The organism is Bradyrhizobium liaoningense, assembly GCF_018130825.1.
GTDB lineage: Bacteria > Pseudomonadota > Alphaproteobacteria > Rhizobiales > Xanthobacteraceae > Bradyrhizobium > Bradyrhizobium liaoningense_B.
The window spans coordinates 129,558-149,444 of sequence record NZ_JAFCJS010000005.1; the positions used below are offsets into that span (position 1 = coordinate 129,558).

14 protein-coding genes are annotated in these 19,887 nt (G+C 64.8%); 9 read left to right on the plus strand and 5 right to left on the minus strand.

What is annotated here, in order from left to right; translation table 11 throughout:
* Positions 1-110: 110 nt before the first annotated feature.
* The 3 genes from JQ603_RS22500 to JQ603_RS22510 form a co-directional block, all read right to left on the minus strand.
* Positions 111-539, minus strand: a complete 429-nt coding sequence (locus tag JQ603_RS22500; RefSeq protein WP_212342625.1) for a GlcG/HbpS family heme-binding protein — start codon at positions 537-539, stop codon at positions 111-113.
* The gene (locus JQ603_RS22505; protein ID WP_212342627.1) at positions 532-3,507 is read right to left on the minus strand and encodes an FAD-binding and (Fe-S)-binding domain-containing protein; all 2,976 of its coding nucleotides are present in this window, start codon (positions 3,505-3,507) and stop codon (positions 532-534) included. Before JQ603_RS22505 ends, JQ603_RS22500 begins: the two co-directional genes overlap by 8 nt.
* Before the next feature lie 103 nt (positions 3,508-3,610).
* Positions 3,611-4,348, minus strand: coding sequence for a GntR family transcriptional regulator (locus JQ603_RS22510; RefSeq protein WP_212343292.1), 738 nt, complete (start codon positions 4,346-4,348; stop codon positions 3,611-3,613).
* Positions 4,349-4,481: 133 nt separating this feature from the next.
* Here JQ603_RS22510 and JQ603_RS22515 point away from each other — a divergent pair, with 133 nt between their 5' ends.
* The 9 genes from JQ603_RS22515 to JQ603_RS22555 all read left to right on the plus strand — a co-directional run bounded on the left by JQ603_RS22515 (position 4,482) and on the right by JQ603_RS22555 (position 18,121).
* Positions 4,482-5,684 (plus strand): pyridoxal-phosphate-dependent aminotransferase family protein, encoded by a 1,203-nt coding sequence (locus tag JQ603_RS22515; RefSeq protein WP_433996651.1) that lies wholly within the window; start codon positions 4,482-4,484, stop codon positions 5,682-5,684.
* A gap of 55 nt (positions 5,685-5,739) precedes the next feature.
* Positions 5,740-7,023 (plus strand): MFS transporter, encoded by a 1,284-nt coding sequence (locus JQ603_RS22520; RefSeq protein WP_212342631.1) that lies wholly within the window; start codon positions 5,740-5,742, stop codon positions 7,021-7,023.
* 116 nt (positions 7,024-7,139) lie between these two features.
* Positions 7,140-8,339, plus strand: a complete 1,200-nt coding sequence (locus tag JQ603_RS22525) for a pyridoxal-phosphate-dependent aminotransferase family protein (protein ID WP_212342633.1) — start codon at positions 7,140-7,142, stop codon at positions 8,337-8,339.
* A 24-nt stretch (positions 8,340-8,363) separates the two neighbouring features.
* A complete protein-coding gene (locus JQ603_RS22530) occupies positions 8,364-9,161 on the plus strand; it encodes an enoyl-CoA hydratase/isomerase family protein (protein ID WP_212342635.1) in 798 nt (265 codons plus the stop codon).
* A 572-nt stretch (positions 9,162-9,733) separates the two neighbouring features.
* A complete protein-coding gene (locus JQ603_RS22535) occupies positions 9,734-13,648 on the plus strand; it encodes a beta strand repeat-containing protein (protein WP_212342637.1) in 3,915 nt (1,304 codons plus the stop codon).
* Between the two features lie 207 nt (positions 13,649-13,855).
* Positions 13,856-14,830: a Bug family tripartite tricarboxylate transporter substrate binding protein gene (locus JQ603_RS22540; RefSeq protein WP_212342639.1), complete on the plus strand. Its 975-nt coding sequence runs from the start codon at positions 13,856-13,858 to the stop codon at positions 14,828-14,830.
* A gap of 182 nt (positions 14,831-15,012) precedes the next feature.
* Positions 15,013-15,555: a tripartite tricarboxylate transporter TctB family protein gene (locus tag JQ603_RS22545; protein ID WP_212342641.1), complete on the plus strand. Its 543-nt coding sequence runs from the start codon at positions 15,013-15,015 to the stop codon at positions 15,553-15,555.
* A gap of 11 nt (positions 15,556-15,566) precedes the next feature.
* Complete coding sequence (locus tag JQ603_RS22550; RefSeq protein WP_212342645.1) at positions 15,567-17,084, plus strand: tripartite tricarboxylate transporter permease; 1,518 nt, start codon at positions 15,567-15,569, stop codon at positions 17,082-17,084.
* Between the two features lie 167 nt (positions 17,085-17,251).
* Entirely contained in the window at positions 17,252-18,121 is an 870-nt protein-coding gene (locus JQ603_RS22555) for an outer membrane protein (protein ID WP_212342647.1), read from the plus strand.
* Positions 18,122-18,275: 154 nt separating this feature from the next.
* Here JQ603_RS22555 and JQ603_RS22560 read toward each other — a convergent pair whose 3' ends face one another.
* On the minus strand, positions 18,276-19,469 hold the full coding sequence (locus JQ603_RS22560) for a CaiB/BaiF CoA transferase family protein (RefSeq protein ID WP_212342648.1): 1,194 nt from the start codon (positions 19,467-19,469) through the stop codon (positions 18,276-18,278).
* A 119-nt stretch (positions 19,470-19,588) separates the two neighbouring features.
* Positions 19,589-19,813, minus strand: coding sequence for a hypothetical protein (locus tag JQ603_RS22565; protein ID WP_433996652.1), 225 nt, complete (start codon positions 19,811-19,813; stop codon positions 19,589-19,591).
* Between the last annotated feature and the right edge of the window lie 74 nt (positions 19,814-19,887).

Consider the following 19,887-nt stretch of genomic DNA (forward strand, 5'->3'; position numbering starts at 1 on the left):
GTTAGCGAAGCGTAACCCACCGCTGGTGTCACCGCGGAAGCAAAAGAGGTGGGTTACGCATTGCGGGCCGCGCGTTGCGCGCCCGCAGTGCTAACCCACCCTACGGCATCTCAGCCCGCGTTGGCCTTCAGTCCCGCCGCCTGGATGCCCGCAACGGCGCAGGCCTCGTCATTGTCGGAGGTGTCGCCGGAGACGCCGACGGCACCGAGCAGGGTCGTGCCGTCCATGATCAGCACGCCGCCGGGGACCGGCACCAGCGCGCCCTTGGCGATGGTGTTCACGGCATCGATGAAATAGGCCTGCTCCTGCGCGCGCTGGTACAGGGCGCGTGAACCCATGCCCATCGCGAGGGCGCCATAGGCCTTGCCGTGGGCGATCTCGGCGCGCATCAGGCTGGTGCCGTCCTGCGCCGCGGCGATCTTGAGCACGCCGCGCGCGTCCAGGATGGTGACGACCAGCGGCTTGAGCTTCAGCTCGGTGGATTTTGCGAAGGCGGCGTCGAGGATCTTGCGGGCGGTGTCGAGGGTGAGTTCAGCCATGGCTTGGTTCCTTTGTAACGGGAGTGGCGATTGAAGGGGTGGCGCGATCGAGGCTCATCGCCAGCACGCGCGCGACGTGAAGCGCCTCGCGCTGCGTGCCGTCGTGGATCTGATGCCGGCAGGAGGTGCCGTCGGCGACGACCAGCGTAGCCTCGTCCGCGCGCCGCACGGCGGGCAGCAGCGACAGCTCGGCCATCTCGATCGAGGCATCGTACGTGTCTGCGCCATAGCCGAAGGCGCCGGCCATGCCGCAGCAGCTCGACTCGATGGTCTCGACCTTGAGGCCGGGGACGAGGCGCAGCACCTGCTCGACCGGCTTGAAGGCGCCGAATGATTTTTGATGGCAATGGCCGTGCACCACGGCCTTCTCAGCGACGTTGCCGAGCGGCAGTTGCAATCGTCCGGCTTCGGCCTCGCGTACCAGAAATTCCTCGAAGGTCAGCGCATGGGCGCCGACCGCCTTGGCGTCGTTGTCCTTGCGCAGCGAGGAAAGCTCGTCGCGCAGCGTCAGGAGGCAGCTCGGCTCCAGGCCGACGATCGGCACGCCGCGCGCGGCGAAGGGCGCGAAGGCGGAGACTAGCCGATCCAGCTCGGCTTTGGCTTCGTCGACGAGACCAGCCGACAGGAAGGTTCGGCCGCAGCACAGAGGCCGGCTGCCGCTCACTGGCTTCGGTAGGTGCACGCGATAGCCGCCGGCCGCGAGCACGCGTAGCGCTGCGTCGAGATTCTCGCGCTCATAGATGCGGTTGAAGGTATCAGTGAACAGCACGACCTCGCGGCCGCCCTCCGGCCCGACGCTTTCGGCCGGCGGCACGAACACGTCGCTGCGGAAGGCGGGCAGCGCCCGGCGCGCGCTGACGCCGGCAAAGCGCTCGAACAGTTTTCGCAACAACGGGCTGCTGTTGCGCAAATTCGCGAGCGGCGCGAAGCGCGCAGCCAGCCCAGCGTAGCGCGGGAGGTAGCCGACCAGGCGGTCGCGCAGGGTCAGGCCGTGAGTGGCTGCGCGCGCGGCCAGCACCTCGATCTTCATCTTGGCCATGTCGACGCCGGTCGGGCATTCGTGGCGGCAGGCCTTGCAGGAGACGCAGAGTTTCAGCGTCTCCATCATTTCGTCCGACGACAAAGCATCCGGGCCGAGCTGGCCGGAGATCGCGAGGCGCAAGGTGTTCGCACGGCCTCGCGTGACATCCTTCTCGTTGCGCGTCGCGCGATAGGACGGACACATCACGCCGCCCTCGAGCTTGCGGCAGGCGCCGTTGTTGTTGCACATCTCGACGGCGCCCTGGAACCCGCCGCCGGCGCCGGGATAAGCCGACCAGTCGAGCTTCGTCTTCAGCTCGCCAACGCGATAGTCCGGCTTGAAGCGGAACAGCGAGCGGTCGTCCATCTTCGGCGCGTCGACGATCTTGCCGGGATTGAGCGTGCCATCGGGATCGAAGCGCTGCTTGACCTCCCTGAAATCGGCGACCAGACGCTCGCCGAACATGGTCTCGTGGAATTCGGAGCGCACCAGGCCATCGCCATGCTCGCCGGAATGCGACCCCTTGTACTCGCGCACCAGCGCAAAGGCCTCCTCGGCGATGGCCCGCATCGCCTTGACGTCCTTCTCCAGCTTGAGATTCAGCACCGGGCGCACATGCAGGCAGCCCTCGGAGGCATGCGCGTACATCGTGCCGCTGGTGCCGTGCTTGGCAAACACCTCGTTCAGCCGCGCGGTGTAATCGGCCAGATGCGGCAGCGGCACGGCGCAGTCCTCGACGAAGGAGACCGGCTTGCCCTCCTGCTTCATCGACATCATGACGTTGAGGCCGGCGGCGCGGAAATCGGCGATGCCGCTCTGGAGCGCCGGCTCGGTTATCTCGACCACGCCGCCCCATTTGCGCGTGTCGTTATTCCAGCCAAAGCCGAGATCGCTCATCAGCTCGGTGAGCTGCCTGAGGCGCACGAGATTGTCGGCTTGATCTTCTTCGGCGAACTCGACCACCAGCACGGCGTCCGGATCGCCCTTGATCGCGGCGGAGATGATCGGCCGGAACATCGCGATGTCGCGGCCGAGCGCGATCATGGTGCGGTCGACCAGCTCGACCGCGATCGGCTTGAGCTTGACCAGGTGCTGGGCCGCGTCCATCGCCTCGTAGAAGCTGCCGAAATGGCAGACGCCGAGCGCTTTGTTGCGGATGACGGGCCAGAGCTTCAGCTCGACCTTGGTGGTGAAGGCGAGGGTGCCCTCGGAGCCGACCAGCAGATGCGCCATGTTGTTCGGCGCGTTGCGCGGTACCACCGCATCGAGATTGTAGCCGCCGACGCGGCGCTGCACTTTTGGAAAGCGCGCGGCGATCTCGTCGGCCTCGCGGGTGCCGAGATCGAGCATGTCGCGGAACAGGGCGCGGGTGCTGTCGCTGGCCTCGACGTCGGAGAGGTCGCGCGACACCTCGCCAAACCGGCTCAGCGTGCCGTCGGCGAGCGATGCCTCCATCGAGAGCGTGTTGTCGCGCATGGTGCCGTAGCGAAGCGAGCGGCCGCCGCAGGAATTGTTGCCGGCCATGCCGCCGATGGTGGCGCGGGACGCCGTGGAGACGTCGACCGGAAACCACAGGCCGTGCTTTTTGAGCTGGCGGTTGAGATCGTCGAGCACGATGCCGGGCTCGACCACGCAGGTCCGGCCCTCGACGTCGAGCGACAGGATGCGGTTGAGATGCTTGGAGAGATCCACCACCAGCCCGTCATTGACGGTCTGGCCGCATTGCGAGGTGCCGCCGCCACGCGGGGTGACCTTCAGCCCCTCGTCGCGGGCGATCGCCAAGGCCCGAAGCGCCTCGTCCATGGTCTTCGGGACCGCCACGCCAGCCGGCATGATCTGGTAAAACGAGGCGTCGGTGGCGTAGCGGCCGCGGCTGAAGGGGTCGAACAGGACGTCGCCGGTCAATTCCGACCGCAGGCGCCGTTCGAGCGTGGAGGCGTTTGTCATCCCTGATCCCGGACTGCCTCAGCGAGGCTCAGCCTTGCTGAGTTATTCATTATGGTTCCCGATCGATTATATTATGAATGCAAAATGAGCAAGCCAGCCGCCCTCAGGCCGAGGCCGGCGCGTCCTCTTGTGGCTCGGTCAGATGCTCGATCGCGGCCGTCCGCTTATTGCGCAGGTGCTGGAACAGGATGTCGCTGAGCTCGCTGCCGGCACGGCGGCGCAGCGCATCGAGGATGGCCTCATGCTCGCGCATCGCCTCCGCCCAGCGCTGCCGCTTGCGGGCGAAATTGGCGGAGTAACGGACGCGGCGAATGCGGCCGGCAAAATTGGCGTAGGCGGTCTTCAGCGTCTCGTTGCGTGCGGCTGTGACGATGCTCTCGTGAATGCGCTGGTTGGTCTGGAAATAGCCGTGCATGTCGCGGTGCAGGTAGTGGCCGTACATCTCGTAGTGCAGCTGCTCGATCGCGGTGATTTCCGCATCTGTAATGGCCTCGCAGGCCAGGCGTCCGGCCAGGCTTTCCAGCCCCGCCATCACGTCGAAGAGCTCCTCAAGGTCGCGCTGGCTGAGCTGGCGCACGCGAGCGCCGCGGTTGGGCAGTAGCTCGATCAGGCCCTCGGCGGCGAGCACTTTCAGGGCCTCGCGCAGCGGCGTGCGGGAAATGCCGAGCATCTCGCAGAGCTGCCGCTCAGGAACGCGGGCTCCTTCCGGAATGTTGCCTTCGACCACGTAGTCGCGCAGCCGCAGCAGGATCTCACCATGAAGCGAGGCCTCCTGGCGGTCGCCGCCATTGCCAGCGGGCGGGGTGATCGGAACCCCGGTGTCGGGAATCGTGGATTTCATTTGCAGCACAGTAGTTTGCCCGTTGGATCGCGTCGACGTCCACAATCGAATACCAAATTTCGATTGAAAGGACAAAAAATGAATGCAAAATAGCCAGCAGAGCCGGCCAGAATCCGCCGACAGGGAGGTTTTCATGCATCAGGGACGCCATTTCCTTCAGATTCCGGGCCCGAGCCCGGTCCCCGAGCGCGTCCTGCGCGCCATGGACATGCCCGTGATCGACCACCGCAGCGCGGAGTTCGGCGAACTCGGCCGCACCGTGCTCGAAGGCAGCCAGAAGATTTTCCAGACCAAGGGTCCGGTGGTGATCTTCCCCTCGTCGGGGACGGGCGCCTGGGAGGCCGCGATCGTCAACACGCTGTCGCCGGGCGACAAGGTGCTGATGGTCGAGACCGGCCATTTCGCGACGCTGTGGCGGCAGATGGCCGGCCGCTTCGGCATCGAGGTCGAGTTCGTGCCCGGCGACTGGCGCCGCGGCGCCGATCCGGCGGTGATCGAGGCGAAGCTCACCGAGGACAAGGCGCGCACGATCAAGGCCGTCATGGTCGTGCATAACGAGACCTCGACCGGCGCGACCAGCCGCATCGCCGAGATCCGCGCCGCGATCGACCGCGCGTCGCATCCCGCGCTGCTGATGGTCGACACCATCTCCTCGCTCGGCTCGGTCGACTATCGTCACGACGAGTGGAAGGTCGACGTCAGCGTCAGCTGCTCGCAGAAGGGTTTCATGCTGCCGCCCGGCCTCGGCTTCAACGCGATCTCGGAGAAGGCGCTGGCGGCGTCCAAGAGCAACAAGATGCCGCGCTCCTATTTCGACTGGGAGGAGATGCTCAAGCCCAATACGAAGGGCTTCTTCCCCTACACGCCGGCGACCAACCTGCTCTACGGCTTGCGCGAGGCGATCGCGATGCTGCTCGAGGAGGGACTTCCCAACGTGTTCGCAAGGCACCAGCGGCTTGCTGCGGCAACCCGCGCCGCCGTCAATCATTGGGGCCTCGAAGTGCTCTGCCAGGAGCCTTCAGAGTTCTCGCCGGTGCTGACGGCCGTGCTGATGCCGCCGGGGCATGATGCCGATCAGTTCCGGAAAGTCGTCCTCGACAATTACAACATGTCGCTCGGCTCGGGCCTGTCGAAGGTCGCCGGAAAAGTCTTCCGCATCGGCCATCTCGGCGAATGCAATGCGCTGACGCTGCTCGGCGCGCTCACCGGCGTCGAGATGGGCCTGTCGGTGGCCGGCGTGCCGCATCGCTCCGGCGGCGTCAACGTCGCGATGAAGCTGCTGGAGCAGCGTCCGCAAGGCAACGCCTCGCCGCATCTGAAAGTGGTCGGCACTTAAGTCGCGCGGGACAGGCGGGCAGCAATCATAACAACAGCGATACGGGAGGGGTGAGATGGGGGTTCGGTTCAAGGCCACGCATGTCGTGCTGGCGATGCTCTGCGCGATGTATTTCATCACCTATGTCGACCGGGTGAACATCGGCACGGCCGCGAGCGAGATCCAGAAGGAGCTGGGTCTGTCGAACACCCAGCTCGGCCTCGTGTTCTCCGCCTTCGCCTATCCTTATCTCTTGTTCCAGGTCATCGGAGGCTGGGTCGGCGATCATTTCGGGCCGCGCAAGACGCTGTTCTGGTGCGGCATGATCTGGGCGGTCGCCACCATCATGACCGGCTTCGTCAATGGTCTCGCTGCGCTCTTCGTCGCGCGGTTTGCGCTCGGTTTTGGCGAGGGCGCGACGTTCCCGACCGCAACGCGCGCGATGCAATACTGGACGCCCGCCAACCGCCGCGGTTTTGCGCAGGGCCTGACCCATTCCTTCGCCCGGCTCGGCAATGCCGTGACGCCGCCGGTGGTGGCGCTGCTGATCCTGTGGCTGACCTGGCGCGGCGCCTTCGTCGTGCTCGGTTTCGTCAGCCTGATCTGGGGCGTGATCTGGGTCTGGTACTTCCGCAACGAGCCGAAGGAGCACGCCTCCATCACCGAGGCCGAGCTCGCCGCACTGCCGCCGCGCCCGACCGGCGAGCGGCCGCGCGTGCCGTGGAGTGCGCTGCTCGGCCGGATGTGGCCGGTGACGCTGACCTATTTCTGCTACGGCTGGTGCCTGTGGCTGTACCTGAATTGGCTGCCGCTGTTCTTCAAGAACAACTACAATCTCGACATCAAGAACTCGGCGCTGTTCGCCTCCGGCGTGTTCTTTGCCGGCGTGGTGGGCGACAGCGTCGGCGGCGTGCTCTCGGACAGGATCCTCGACCGCACCGGCAATGTCCGCCTGGCGCGGCTGAGCGTCACCGTTGCGGGGTTTACGGGGGCGCTGCTCTCGCTGCTGCCGATCCTGTTCGTCCATGACATCACGATCGTCGCGCTGTGCCTGTCGGCGGGCTTCTTCTGTGCCGAGCTGGTGATCGGCCCGATGTGGTCGATCCCGATGGACATCGCCCCGAAATACTCCGGGACCGCCTCGGGACTCATGAATACCGGCTCGGCCTTCGCCGCCATCGTCTCGCCGCTGGTCGCGGGCTTCGTGATCGACGCGACCGGCAACTGGTACCTGCCGTTCCTGATGTCGATGGGCCTTTTGCTGCTCGGCGGCTTTTCGGCCTTCCTGATGCACCCGGAGCGCCCGTTCACGGAGGCCGAGGGCAGGGGGGCGGCCGGAAAGATGGTGGCCGCGGAATAGGGGTGGCGGAGGCCCGCCGCTCATGCATGGGAAACGTCTTTAGGAGAGGGGACAAGCCGGTCAAATGGTGCTATTCGGCGGCCATCAAAATCAAGGCTAGACCGGGAAGGACGCCTATGACCGTGCATACTGGAAGGCATTTCTTACAGATTCCAGGACCGACCAACGTGCCCGACCGCGTGCTGCGGGCGATGGACATGCCGACGCTGGACCATCGCGGTCCGGAGTTCGCCGAGCTCGGTTTCGCGGTCCTCGCCTCAATGCAGCGCGTATTCCGCACCAAGCAGCCCGTGATCATCTTCCCCTCGTCCGGCACCGGCGCCTGGGAAGCGGCGATGGTCAATGTGTTCTCGCCCGGCGACAAGGTTTTGATGTGCGAGACCGGCCAGTTCGCCGTGCTGTGGCGCGGCATCGCCGACAAGTTCAAGCTCGACGTCGACTTCATCCCGAGCGACTGGCGCCATGGCGCCGACCTCGCCGAGATCGAGACGCGCCTTGCCGCCGACAAGCAGCACAGCATCAAGGCGGTCTGCGTCGTCCACAACGAGACCTCGACCGGCTGCGTCACGCCGCCCGCCGAAGTGCGCAAGATCCTCGATCGCACGAAACATCCGGCGCTGCTGATGGTCGACACCATCTCCGGTCTCGGCTCGATGGAATACGAGCACGATGCCTGGGGCATCGACGTCTCGGTTGCGGGCTCCCAGAAGGGCCTGATGCTGCCGCCCGGCCTCGGCTTCAACGCCGTCTCGGAGAAGGCGCTCGCGGTCGCCAAGGCCAACCCCGGCATGCGCTCCTATTGGGACTGGCAGGAAGTCATCTCCTTCAACAAGCTCGGCACCTTCCCCTACACACCCGCGACCAATCTGCTCTACGGCCTGCGCGAAGCGGTGAAGATGCTGGAGGAAGAGGGGCTGGAGAACGTCTGGACCCGTCACAAGCGCCACAGCGCGGCGACGCGCGCCGCGGCCAAGGTCTGGGGCCTGGAGACGCAGTGCATCGATCCTGCCGCGCATTCGCCGGCGCTGACCGGCGTGCGCGTGCCTGATGGCTTTGATGCCGACGCCTTCCGCAAGGTGGTGCTGGAAAACTTCGACATGTCGCTCGGCACCGGCCTGAACAAGGTCAAGGGCAAGGTGTTCCGCATCGGCCATATCGGCCATTTCAACGATCTGATGCTGATGGGTACGCTCGCCGGCGTCGAGATGGGCCTGGATCTTGCAAAGATCCCGCACCGGAGCGGTGGCGTGCTGGCGGCCATGGACGTCCTGAAGGGACGCGACGTGGTGCCGATGGCCAAGGCTCAGGTGGCCTGAACTAACTTGGAAAGTGAGCGCGCGATGAACGCACCGACGACGACTAGCGAAGACCTGCTCTACTCCGTCACGGACGGCATCGCGCGGATCACCTTCAACCGCCCCCAGGCGCGCAACGCAATGACCTTCGCCATGTATGACCGCATGGCGGAGATTTGCCAGGAGATCAACGCCGATCGCTCGATCAAGGCGCTGATCCTGACCGGCGCGGGCGACAAGGCCTTCGCCTCCGGCACCGACATTTCCCAGTTCCGCGCGTTCAAGACCGCGCAGGACGCGCTCGATTACGAGGCGCGGATCGACCGCGTGCTCGGCACGCTGGAGCAGTGCCGCGTGCCCGTGATCGCGGCGATCGCCGGCGCCTGCACCGGCGGCGGTGCGGGCATCGCGGCCTGCTGCGATATCCGGATCGGCACCGAGACGACGCGGATGGGCTTTCCGATCGCGCGCACGCTCGGCAACTGCCTGTCGATGTCGAACATCAGCCGCGTCGTCGCGCTGGTCGGTCCCGCCCGCACCAAGGATATGATCTTCAAGGCGCGTCTGGTCGAGGCGCCGGAAGCCCTCGCGCTCGGCCTGCTCAACGAGATCGTGCCCGACGTCGAGACGCTGCAGCGCCGCGCCGACGAGACCGCCAAGCTCGTCGCCAGCCACGCGCCGCTCACGCTGGAGGCCACCAAGGAGGCGGTGCGCCGCATCCGCCGCACGCTGTCGCGCGAGGAAGGCGAGGATCTGATCCTCAAGGCCTATATGAGCGAGGATTTCCGCGAGGGCATGGACGCCTTCCTCAACAAGCGCGCGCCTGTCTGGAAGGGCAAGTAGCGCGCGCTCTTGGCTTTTTGCGCCGGACACGCGGCGTGCCGAGCCAAAGCGCTTGCTGATTTCCATCGCCAGGCAACCGCATAAATCCAAATTGTTGTAGAAGTTACATGCGGTTCCGTCATTCGGAACCGCGATTGTGAGCGTGCGCGTCCACGCGTCTACGTTGACGGCGCGCTGAGGCCGGGCATAAGATCGCAGAGGTTGCATTCCACCGTCTCGTTTTCCGGGGCGATGGTCCAGCCGGTGGTTGAAGACCCGACGATTGAGCGACGTTATTTGTGTGAAGCGTTCCGGCAGACCGTGCTGCAACCGGACGTCATTGAACTGAAATCGAACTGTAGAAGTAGCGACCTAGTTTCCACGACGCGAGCAGCGCCAGAATTTCATTGCTGCTGACCATCCCGACGCCAGGCGCGACCTCGCGAACAAGCCAAAGCTCCTGAACCAACACCCTTAAGCCAAGGCCTTTGAGTCACAGCCGTTGAGTCTCGTCTGATTTCTCAGACCGAACAGTCACGTCGCCGCTTCCTCACGCGGCGGCACCTTCATGGCAACGCAGGCAGGGATTTTCCATGACCAACCACACGCCGGTTTTCACCTCGTCATCCGCGACGGGCAGCTTCACCGAATTCGCCAACCTCAATGATTCAACCGCGCTGCACACGCTGTCGGGAACGATGAGTTTCAAGGACAGTGACAAGACCGACACCCACACCACCACCGCGACGCTGCATTCGGCGGTGGTGTCGGGCGGAACGGTCATCCCTGCCGCCTCGCTTGCGCAATTCCAGACCGCGATGCAATCGCAGATCCTGAGCGATGCAAACGGTTCGGGCCAGCTCAAATGGACCTTCAGCGACGAGGACGAGGATTTCGACTTCCTCGCCAAGAACCAGACGCTGGTCCTGACCTACGACGTCAAGGTCGCCGACAATCACGGCGGCTTCGCGATCCAGACCGTCAAGATCACCATCACCGGAACCGACGACAAGCCCGTCATCAACATGACGACGGCGGCGACCGTCACCGAGCAGGCGAACCAGACGCTTTCGCTCACGCCGGACACGGTGCACGTCGCGCTCAACTTCAACGACGACGACCTCGCCAACACCGGGCACACCGCGACGGTTACAGGCGTGTCCGCCTCCGGCGCCACGGCCGGCCTGCTGCCGGGCCCGTTCGGCAACGCCGAGCTGATGTCGTTCTTCCAAGTCGACAATGTCATCAAGACGTCCGGCTCCTCGACCGGCACCATCAACACCACCTTCTCGGCGCCCGATCTCGCCTTCGACTATCTTTCGGCCGGCCAGCATCTCGACATCACCTATACCGTGCAGCTCGACGACCACGCCGGCGGGATATCGACCCAGACGGTCACGGTGACGGTGGTCGGCACCAACGACAAGCCGCTGTTCCTGTCGTGCCCGGAATCGGCCGCGCTCGTTGAAGACCAGAATGTCGATCCGAGCGGCAATCTCACCGCACATGACAGCCTGCTCTTCACCGACATCGATCTCGCCGACACGCACACGGTCTCGACCACGGTCACCGCGACGCGTTCCGGTGGCGGTTCGATACCCCTGACCAATGCCCAGCTGCTGGCCGCGTTCGGCACCTCGCTGCAGGATTCGACCGGTCATCTGTTCGGCGAGGTCGACTGGAATTTCGCGCTGGCCAATTCCTCGACCAATTTCCTGAACGGTGGCGAAACGCTCAAGCTCGTCTATCACGTCGCGGTGGACGACGGTCACGGCGGCTCCACCACCCAGGACGTCACCATCACGATCCTCGGTGTCAATCATCCCGTGGTCATCACCAGCGGTCCGGAATCCTCCACCGTCGTCGAGCAGGACGCCACCACCGGCTCGTCCGCGCCCGATACGACGCCGACAATTCCGGCGGGCACGCTGGCCTTCACCGACCAGGACACCAGCGACGCCCACACCGTGACGGTGACGCTGGATTCGACCTCCGGACCGACACCGCCGGCCGCGACGCAGGCCGATCTCGCCGCGGCGCTGACGACGGTGCTCAACGATTCCACGGGAACGGGCTCCGGAAGCATCGACTGGAATTTCGCGATTGCCGACAAGGATCTCGACTATCTCGCGGCCAACGAGACGCTGACGGTGAACTACAATATCAAGGTCGCCGACGGTTCGACCAGCTCCACGCAGACCGTTTCCGTCGTCATCACCGGCGCCAACGACGCCCCGGTGATCACGAGCGGACCGCAAGCCGCGTCGCTGGCGGAGCAGCCGGGCGTCACGGGATCGCAATCGCCCGACACCACGAGCCCGGTGCCGACGGGAACGCTGAGCTTCGACGACGTCGATCTGTCGGATACGCATTCGATCAGCGTGGTGCTGAATTCGGCGGTATGGTCGGCCAACACTTTTGCCGTACCAGGCCAGACGATCGTAGATCTCCAGTCGGCGCTCTCCACGGTGCTGCATGATTCCACGGGAACCGGCACCGGCAGCATCGACTGGACCTTCAGCATCACCGATGCCGATCTCGATTTCCTCAGTTTCGGCGAGACGCTGACGGTGCAGTATGACCTCAACGTCTGGGACGGTTTCACCAATTCGACGCAGACCGTGACAGTCACCATCGACGGTGCGGCCGATCCGCTGGTGCTGACACCGCTGACCATCGCGGCGTCTGACGCCGCGGGCCCGGATGCCGGCACGGCGATCGCAACCGGCGCCATTTTCGACGTGACCCAGCCGGTCGACCTGAGCACGCCGCGGACGATCATCGAGGTCAACGGCAGTGCTGCCAATGTCGGCAACTCCGTGGCTGGCACGTATGGAACGCTGGTGCTCAACGCGGACGGCTCCTACGGCTATGTCGCCAATGCGGCGGTCGACGCGCTGCTCGCCGGCGACAACGTCACCGACCAGTTCACCTTCACGGTCGACGACGGCCAGGGACATCAGGCCTCGACCAGGCTCACCTTCGACATCACCGGCGCCAACGACAATCCGTTGGTCACAGCCGCCAATGTCAGCGGATCGGTCACCGAGGACGCCGGCCCGGCGGTGATCCTCAACGGCGATTTCGAGACCGGCAATCTCGCGGGCTGGTCGGTCAGCGGCGGTGGCCACATTCACGTCGCGCAGCTCGAGCTCGGCGGCAGCTTCGGTCACTATTCGGTCGAGCTTCTGCCGACGAGCGGCAGCCCGGAAACGCTGTCGCAGAACGTCGCGACCGCGCCCGGCCAGCACTATTTCGTCAGCTTCGATCTCATCGGCGATCCCGAGGGCGTCAACACGCCGTTCTCCGTGTCATGGGATGGCGCAACGATCCTGTCGCTCGCCAATGCGCCGGCCGGCGTCAACCATTATTCCTTCGACCTGATCGGCGACCCCTCGCTCTCGTCGACGCTGCTGCAGTTCTCCTATGAGGACGATGCCACCGGCATGATCCTCGATTCCGTCAACGTCAGTCCGGCGACCGGTCCCGCCAGCGAATCCACCGCGGGCTCGCTGTCGTTCTCCGACGCCGAGACCGGAGATACGCACAGCGCGAGCTTCCTGGCGAATGGCAGCAATTATGTCGGCACCTTCACCCTCGATCCGGTCAGCGAGGCCGGCGGCACCGGATCCGTCGCCTGGCACTTCACGGTCGACAACGCCGACATCCAGTTCCTGGCGCAGGGGCAGACGCTGACCCAGGATTATCTGGTGACGATCGCCGACAACAATGGCGGCTCGACCACGCAGGACGTCACCGTCACTATCAACGGCACCAACGATGCACCGACTGCGGTGGGCGAGACCGTCATCACCGATGTCGGCGCGAGCGCAACGGTCCAGATTCCCGGCTGGGCGCTTGCCATGAACGACATCGACCCCGACACCATCGACCATCTTTCGCTCGGCATGATCACCACGAGCTCCGGCGGCAGTGCCGTCCAGTTCGGGGATGCCTTCTTCACCGACGACGCGACGCCCGGCGGCTCGTTCGGCTACACGACCTCCGACGGGACGACGACCTCGTCCAACACGGCAACGGCGACCATCATCAACAACGCAGCCGGCGCAACTGCGCTGGCCGGCACCGGCGGTGATGACATCCTGATCGCCACCAACGGGACCGAGACGATGAGCGGGGGGGCTGGCAACGACGTCCTGATCGCAACGGCCAGCGGCAACGCCATGAGCGGCGGCGCGGGCAACGACACCTTCGCCTTCCTCCAGCAGCCGTCGGCGCCGAGCACCATCGGCGATTTCAACAACACCACCGAGCACGACCGCATCGCTGTTTCCGCGAGCGGTTTCGGCGGCGGGTTGACGGCGGGCATGGACGTCACGTTCGAGACGTCCGGCGACGACGTGTTCTCGGGCTTCGCCCAATTTCATTTCGACACCGGCAACCAGACGCTCTACTACAGCGCCGACGGGACCCAGGGAGCGGCGGTCGCATTGGTCACCGTCCAGAACGGCGTGCTGCTCAGCCAGCACGACATACTGGTCGTGTAGGCCGCCGCTATCGAGCTTGACGCCTGAGGCGCGGGCCCCGAAAGGGGCCCGCGTTGTTCGTGGCGCGTCGATCTCATTCCAAAGTCATACGGGGGATGCCACGGGGTGGCTTGAACTCGGTCGGATTCACCAGCACAATGGTGCTGAATTCACCTCTGAATTTCCAATCCGAACAAGAACATAGGGAAGACGCACGTGGGACATGGAATGAAGGCGGCAATGGTGCTGGCGGCCGCGCTTTGCGGCACGCCTGCCTTTGCCGGCTGGGAGCCGACCAAACCCGTCGAGATTGTGGTAGCCGCCGGTGCGGGCGGTGCTTCCGATCAGATGGCCCGGATGATGCAGGCCGCGATCCAGAAGAACAATCTGATGAAGCAGCCCATGGTGGTCTCGCTCAAGGGCGGCGCGTCGGGTGCGGAAGCGCTGATGTACATGAAGTCCAGCGAGGGTGATCCGAACAAGGTGCTGATCGCCTATTCGCTGATCTACATGCTGCCGCTGTCGGCGAAGATTCCGTTCAACTGGCGCGAATTGACCCCGGTCTCGGTGATCGCGCTCGACCAGTTCGTGCTGTGGGACAACAGCGCCGGCCCCAAGACGGTGAAGGAATTCATCGACGCAGCGAAGGCGGCGAGTTCGCCGTTCAAGATGGGCGGCACCGGCTCCAAGCGCGAGGACCACGTGCTCACCGTGTTCCTGGAGCAGAAGACCGGCGCGAAATTCTCCTATCTGCCCTACAAGTCCGGCGGCGAGGCCGCGACCCAGCTCGTCGGCAACCACACCGAGGCCAACGTCAACAACCCCAGTGAAAATCTCGAGGTCTGGCGCGCCGGCCAGGTGCGTCCGCTCTGCGTGTTCGACAAGGAGCGCATCTCCTACACCAGCAAGGTGACGGACACCCAGTCCTGGGCCGACATCCCGACCTGCAAGGAGCAGGGTGTCGACGTGCAGTATCTGATGCTGCGCGCGATGTTCCTGCCCGGCAAGGTCACAGCTGAGCAGCAGGCGTTCTATGTCGATCTGTTCCACAAGGTGACGCAGACCGCCGAGTACAAGGACTACATGGAGAAGCAGGCGCTGAAGCCGATCTTCCTCACCGGCAAGGACATGGTGCAATTCCTCGAGGAGGACGATGCCGTCAACAAGGCGCTGATGACGGAAGCCGGATTCGTCGCGAAGTAGCCGTCTTCTTCACCTCGCCTCGCTTGCGGGGAGAGGTCGGATTGCATTGAAGATGCAATCCGGGTGAGGGGGACTCTTCGCGAGTCCAGCTTTCACCGTCCCTGCGGAGACTCCCCCTCACCCCAACCCTCTCCCCGCACGCGGGGAGAGGGGAATTGAACGCACTCCGTCCCTAACAGAGCATGTCCCAAACCGATCTTGAAATCGTCGTCGACGATCCGACCGCCCCCGAAGACGACTCGCCCTCCGTCGTCTCCTCCGGCACGATCGAGATCATCGTCTGTCTCCTTCTGCTCGCGCTCGCCGTCACGCTCGGCTATGACAATTGGCGCACCGGTGCGTCCTGGGATGCGACCGGGCCCGAGCCCGGCTATTTCCCGTTCTATCTCTCCATCATCCTCGGCGGCGGCAGCCTCTACGGCCTGATCGTGGCGCTGGTTGCCCACCGCAAGGCGGCAGAGACCTTCGTCACGCGTGCGCAGGCGCGCCGCGTGATGGCGGTGTTTGTGCCGACGCTGCTGTTCTGCCTGGTCACGCAGTTCCTCGGCCTCTATGTCGCGAGCTTCCTTTTGATCGCGGGCTTCATGCGCCTCGTCGGCAAGATCGCGCTGTGGAAGTCGCTGCTCACCGCTTTCGTGTTCACGGCGATCATGTTCGTCACCTTCGACGTCGCCTTCGACGTCATCATGCCGAAAGGGCCGCTTGAAGCGGCCCTCGGGCGCTAGGACGGATCGCGATGGAAGCTCTCGGTCTCCTGCTTCACGGCTTCGCCGTCCTGCTCACCTGGAAGACGCTCGTCCTGATGATGGTCGGGCTTGTGCTCGGCATCTTCGTCGGCGTGCTGCCGGGGCTCGGCGGGCCCAACGGCGTCGCCATCCTGCTGCCGCTCACCTTCACGATGGACCCGACCTCGGCGATCGTGATGCTGTCCTGCATCTATTGGGGCGCATTGTTCGGCGGTGCCATCACCTCGATCCTGTTCAACATCCCGGGCGAAGCCTGGTCGGTCGCAACCACCTTCGACGGCTATCCGATGGCCCAGCAGGGCAGGGCGGCGGAGGCGCTGACCGCGGCGTTCACGTCCTCCTTCGTCGGCTCGCTGGTCGCGGTGCTCCTGATCACCTTCCTCGCGCCGATGATCTCGTCCTTTGCGCTGAAATTCGGCCCGCCCGAGTTCTTCGCGGTCTATCTCTTGACCTTCTGCTCCTTTGTCGGCCTCGGTCGCGAAGCCAAGCACAAGACGGTCATCTCGATGTCGCTGGGGCTGCTGCTCGCCGGCGTCGGCATGGACACGGTGTCGGGCAATCTGCGCATGACCTTCGGCTCGGCCGACCTGCTTCGCGGCATCAACTTCCTGGTCGCCGTCATCGGCCTGTTCGGCATCAGCGAGATCCTGCTGACGATGGAGGAGCGCCTCGCGCTGCGCGGACATGCGGCGAGTATCTCGCTGCGCGTCGTGCTCGGGGTCTGGAAGGATCTGCCGAAATACTGGGTGACGCTGCTGCGCTCCTCCTTCATCGGCTGCTGGCTCGGCATCACCCCGGGCGGTGCGATCGCGGCCTCCTTCATGGGCTACAACCTGGCCAAGCGCTTCGCCAAGGATCCCGAGAGCTTCGGCAAGGGCCGCATCGAGGGTGTGTTCGCGCCTGAGACGGCGGCGCATGCCTCCGGCACCTCGGCGCTGCTGCCGATGCTGGCGCTCGGCATTCCCGGCTCGGGCACTGCCGCGATCCTGCTTGGCGGCCTCATGGTATGGGGGCTCAATCCGGGCCCGCTGCTGTTCGTCGAGCACAAGGACTTCGTCTGGGGGCTGATCGCCTCGATGTATCTCGGCAATGTGGTCGGCCTCGTGCTGGTGTTGACGACGGTGCCGGTCTTCGCCTCGATCCTGCGCGTGCCGTTCGCGGCGGTGGCGCCGATGATCGTGGTGTCCTGCGCGATCGGCGCCTATGCGATCCAGAACGCGATGTTCGACATCTGGCTGATGCTGGGCTTCGGAATCGTCGGTTACGTCTTCAAGAAGATCGGCATTCCGCTGGCGCCGTTCACGCTGGCCCTCGTGCTCGGCAACCGCGCCGAGGATGCCTTCCGCCTGTCGATGATCGGCTCCGGCGGAAACCTCAAGGTGTTCTGGTCGAACGGCCTGGTCGGCTCCATCACGACGCTGGCGATCGTGCTGCTGTTTTGGCCTGTCATCGACGGAGTGCTGAGCCGCGTCGGACTGACGCAGCGGACTAAAGCGACATCGCCGTAGCGCCGTAGACCAGCTTCTTTCCGGATCAATGGCTTAGATGAGGTGGTGGCGTCCATGTAGCGTTACCACCTCAGCTCGATTGTTTCCGGATGTTGCTGGTGCGGCACAGCCTCTGGGCAGGGGGAGGGGTATGTTCTGATCACAAAATTGTGCTGAGGGGGATTTCCATGAAGCGGATTGTGATTGGGGTGGCAGCGGCGATGTCGCTCTTCGCGACGGGCGCGCTGGCTGCTGATCTGGCGGCAAAGCCCTACGTCAAAGCACCGGTCATGGTCGAGCCGGTCTGGAGCTGGACCGGCTTCTACGTCGGCGTCAACGGCGGCTATAGCTGGGGCCGTTCGCGCACCGACGTCACCTACAACAACACTGCCACTGGTGCGGTGATCGCGCCTCCGGCCGGCTCTATCACCAGCGCTTCGTTCGACATGAACGGCGGCGTCGCCGGCGGTCAGGCCGGTTACAACTGGCAGAGCGCCAACTGGGTGTTCGGCGTTGAGGGTGACCTGCAGTGGTCTGGTGAAAAGGGCCGCGCCGCCTTCAACTGCGGCGGCGTCGCGCCTGCCGGTGGTGCCTGTCTTCCTGGGCTAACATTCCTTCCGCCTGGCGGTCTGGCCGGCACCACGCTGACGATCGACCAGAAGCTCGAGTGGTTCGGTACGGTCCGCGGCCGCGTCGGCATCCTGGCGACCCCGAAGGTGCTGTTCTACGGCACCGGCGGTCTGGCATTCGGCGAGATCAAGACCACGGGCACCATGACCGGCTTCACGCCCGCTGGTGTCGCTATCGCCTCGACCGGCTCGAGCTCAGATACGCGCCTCGGCTGGACCGTCGGCGCTGGTGTCGAAGGCAAGATCACCCAGAACTGGAGTGCGAAGCTCGAATATCTCTATATGGATCTCGGCCGTTTCTCCGCCGGTCCGTTCTCGCTCGCGCCGGCTTCTGCGATCGCGGCCAATACCTCGTCGCGCTTCACGGATCACATCCTGCGCGCCGGCATCAACTATCAGTTCGGCGGCCCGGTGGTTGCCAAGTATTGAGATCAACAAAGGCGTCACAAGAAGCAAAGCCCGGCCTTGTGCCGGGCTTTGTCGTTTTCGGCTTTAGCGGTACCTGAGCGGACTGACCGACCCACGATTTAAAAAGCCCGGCGTGAACGCCGGGCCTTTTAATTGGCAACTTCAAGCGAGGCTCTCACACCACCTTGGCGTCCCTGAGCTTGCTGATCTCGTCAGCACTGAGGCCGAATTCCTTCAGCACCTCGTCGGTCTGCTCGCCGAATTCCGGCGGTCGTGCCACCATCCTGCTCGGCGTGCGCGACAGCGTCACGGGCTGGCCGACCAGGCGGATATGGCGGCCCTCGTCGTTCGGCACATCCTGCGCGATGCCGAGATGCTTGACCTGCGCGTCCTCGAACATCTGGTCGATGGCGTAGATCGGCCCGCAGGGCACGCCGGCCTCGTTGAACTCGCGGACCCAGGTCTCGGTCGACTTCGTCACGGTGCGCTTCTCGATCTCGGCGTTGAGCGCGTCGCGATTCCTGGAGCGGGCGGGGGCCGTCGCATAGTCGGGATGGCTGTAAAGCTCCGGCGCGCCGATGGCCTGCGCACAGCGCTCCCAGATCCGTCCGCCGGTCGTGGCGATGTTGATGTAGCCGTCCGAGGTCTTGAACACGCCGGTCGGGATGCTGGTCGGGTGGTTGTTGCCCGCCTGCTTGGCGACCTCCTTCTCCATCAGCCAGCGCGCGGCCTGGAAGTCGAGCATGAAGATCTGGGCCTGCAGCAGCGAGGTTTGCACCCACTGACCCTTGCCCGAGACCTCGCGCTCGAGCAGCGCGGTGAGGATGCCCATGGCGCAGAACAAGCCCGCGGTGAGGTCGGCGACGGGAATGCCGACCCGCATCGGGCCTTCGCCCGGCGCGCCGGTGATCGACATCAGCCCGCCCATGCCTTGCGCGATCTGATCGAAGCCCGGCCGCTTGTGATAGGGGCCGTCCTGGCCGAAGCCGGAGATGCTGCCATAGACGATGCGCGGATTGATCGCGGCGAGGCTCTCATAATCGATGCCGAGCTTCTTCTTCACGTCGGGACGGAAATTCTCGACCACGACGTCGGCCTTGGCGGCGAGGCGCTTGAACACGGCGAGCCCGCGCTCGTCCTTCAGGTTCAGCGTCATCGCGCGCTTGTTGCGATGCAAATTCTGGAAGTCGGAACCCCGGCGCGGCCCGCCCGGCTGCTCGCCGCCGGCATCCTCGGTCAGTGCGTCAATCTTGATGACGTTGGCGCCCCAGTCTGCGAGCTGACGCACGCAGGTGGGCCCGGAGCGGACGCGTGTGAGATCGAGCACGGTGAAGCGCGACAGGGCTTCCGAGGCATGCGGAAAAGGCATCTTGAAAGGCTCCGGGACAGATTGCGGAGCCACCATAGTGCCGAAACATCGGGCGGCAAGTCTGCCGCGACGCGGATGCCGCCTGTCGAAATGCAGGCCTGATCGCGCTGCGCAAGGGATCAGCGCGACAGCCGCTTCAACTCGGTGCGCGCCTGCTCGGCCAGCGGGTCATCGCCATGGCGCGCGATGAAGAGCTCGAACGCCTCCCGCGTTCCCGCCCGACGGGCGGCTTCGAATTCTTCCGCCACCGCGGCGGAAGGATCGCGGGCCATTGGCATGGAGGGGGCGCGTCCCCCCTTGGTGTTCCCCTTGCTGCTTTCGTCCGCATTGGCTTTCGAGGCCATGACAGGCTGTTCTCCGATGGGCAGACGGTCCGGCCCGGCGAGCATAGCCAAGGCTCCGATCAGACCGACCGAAA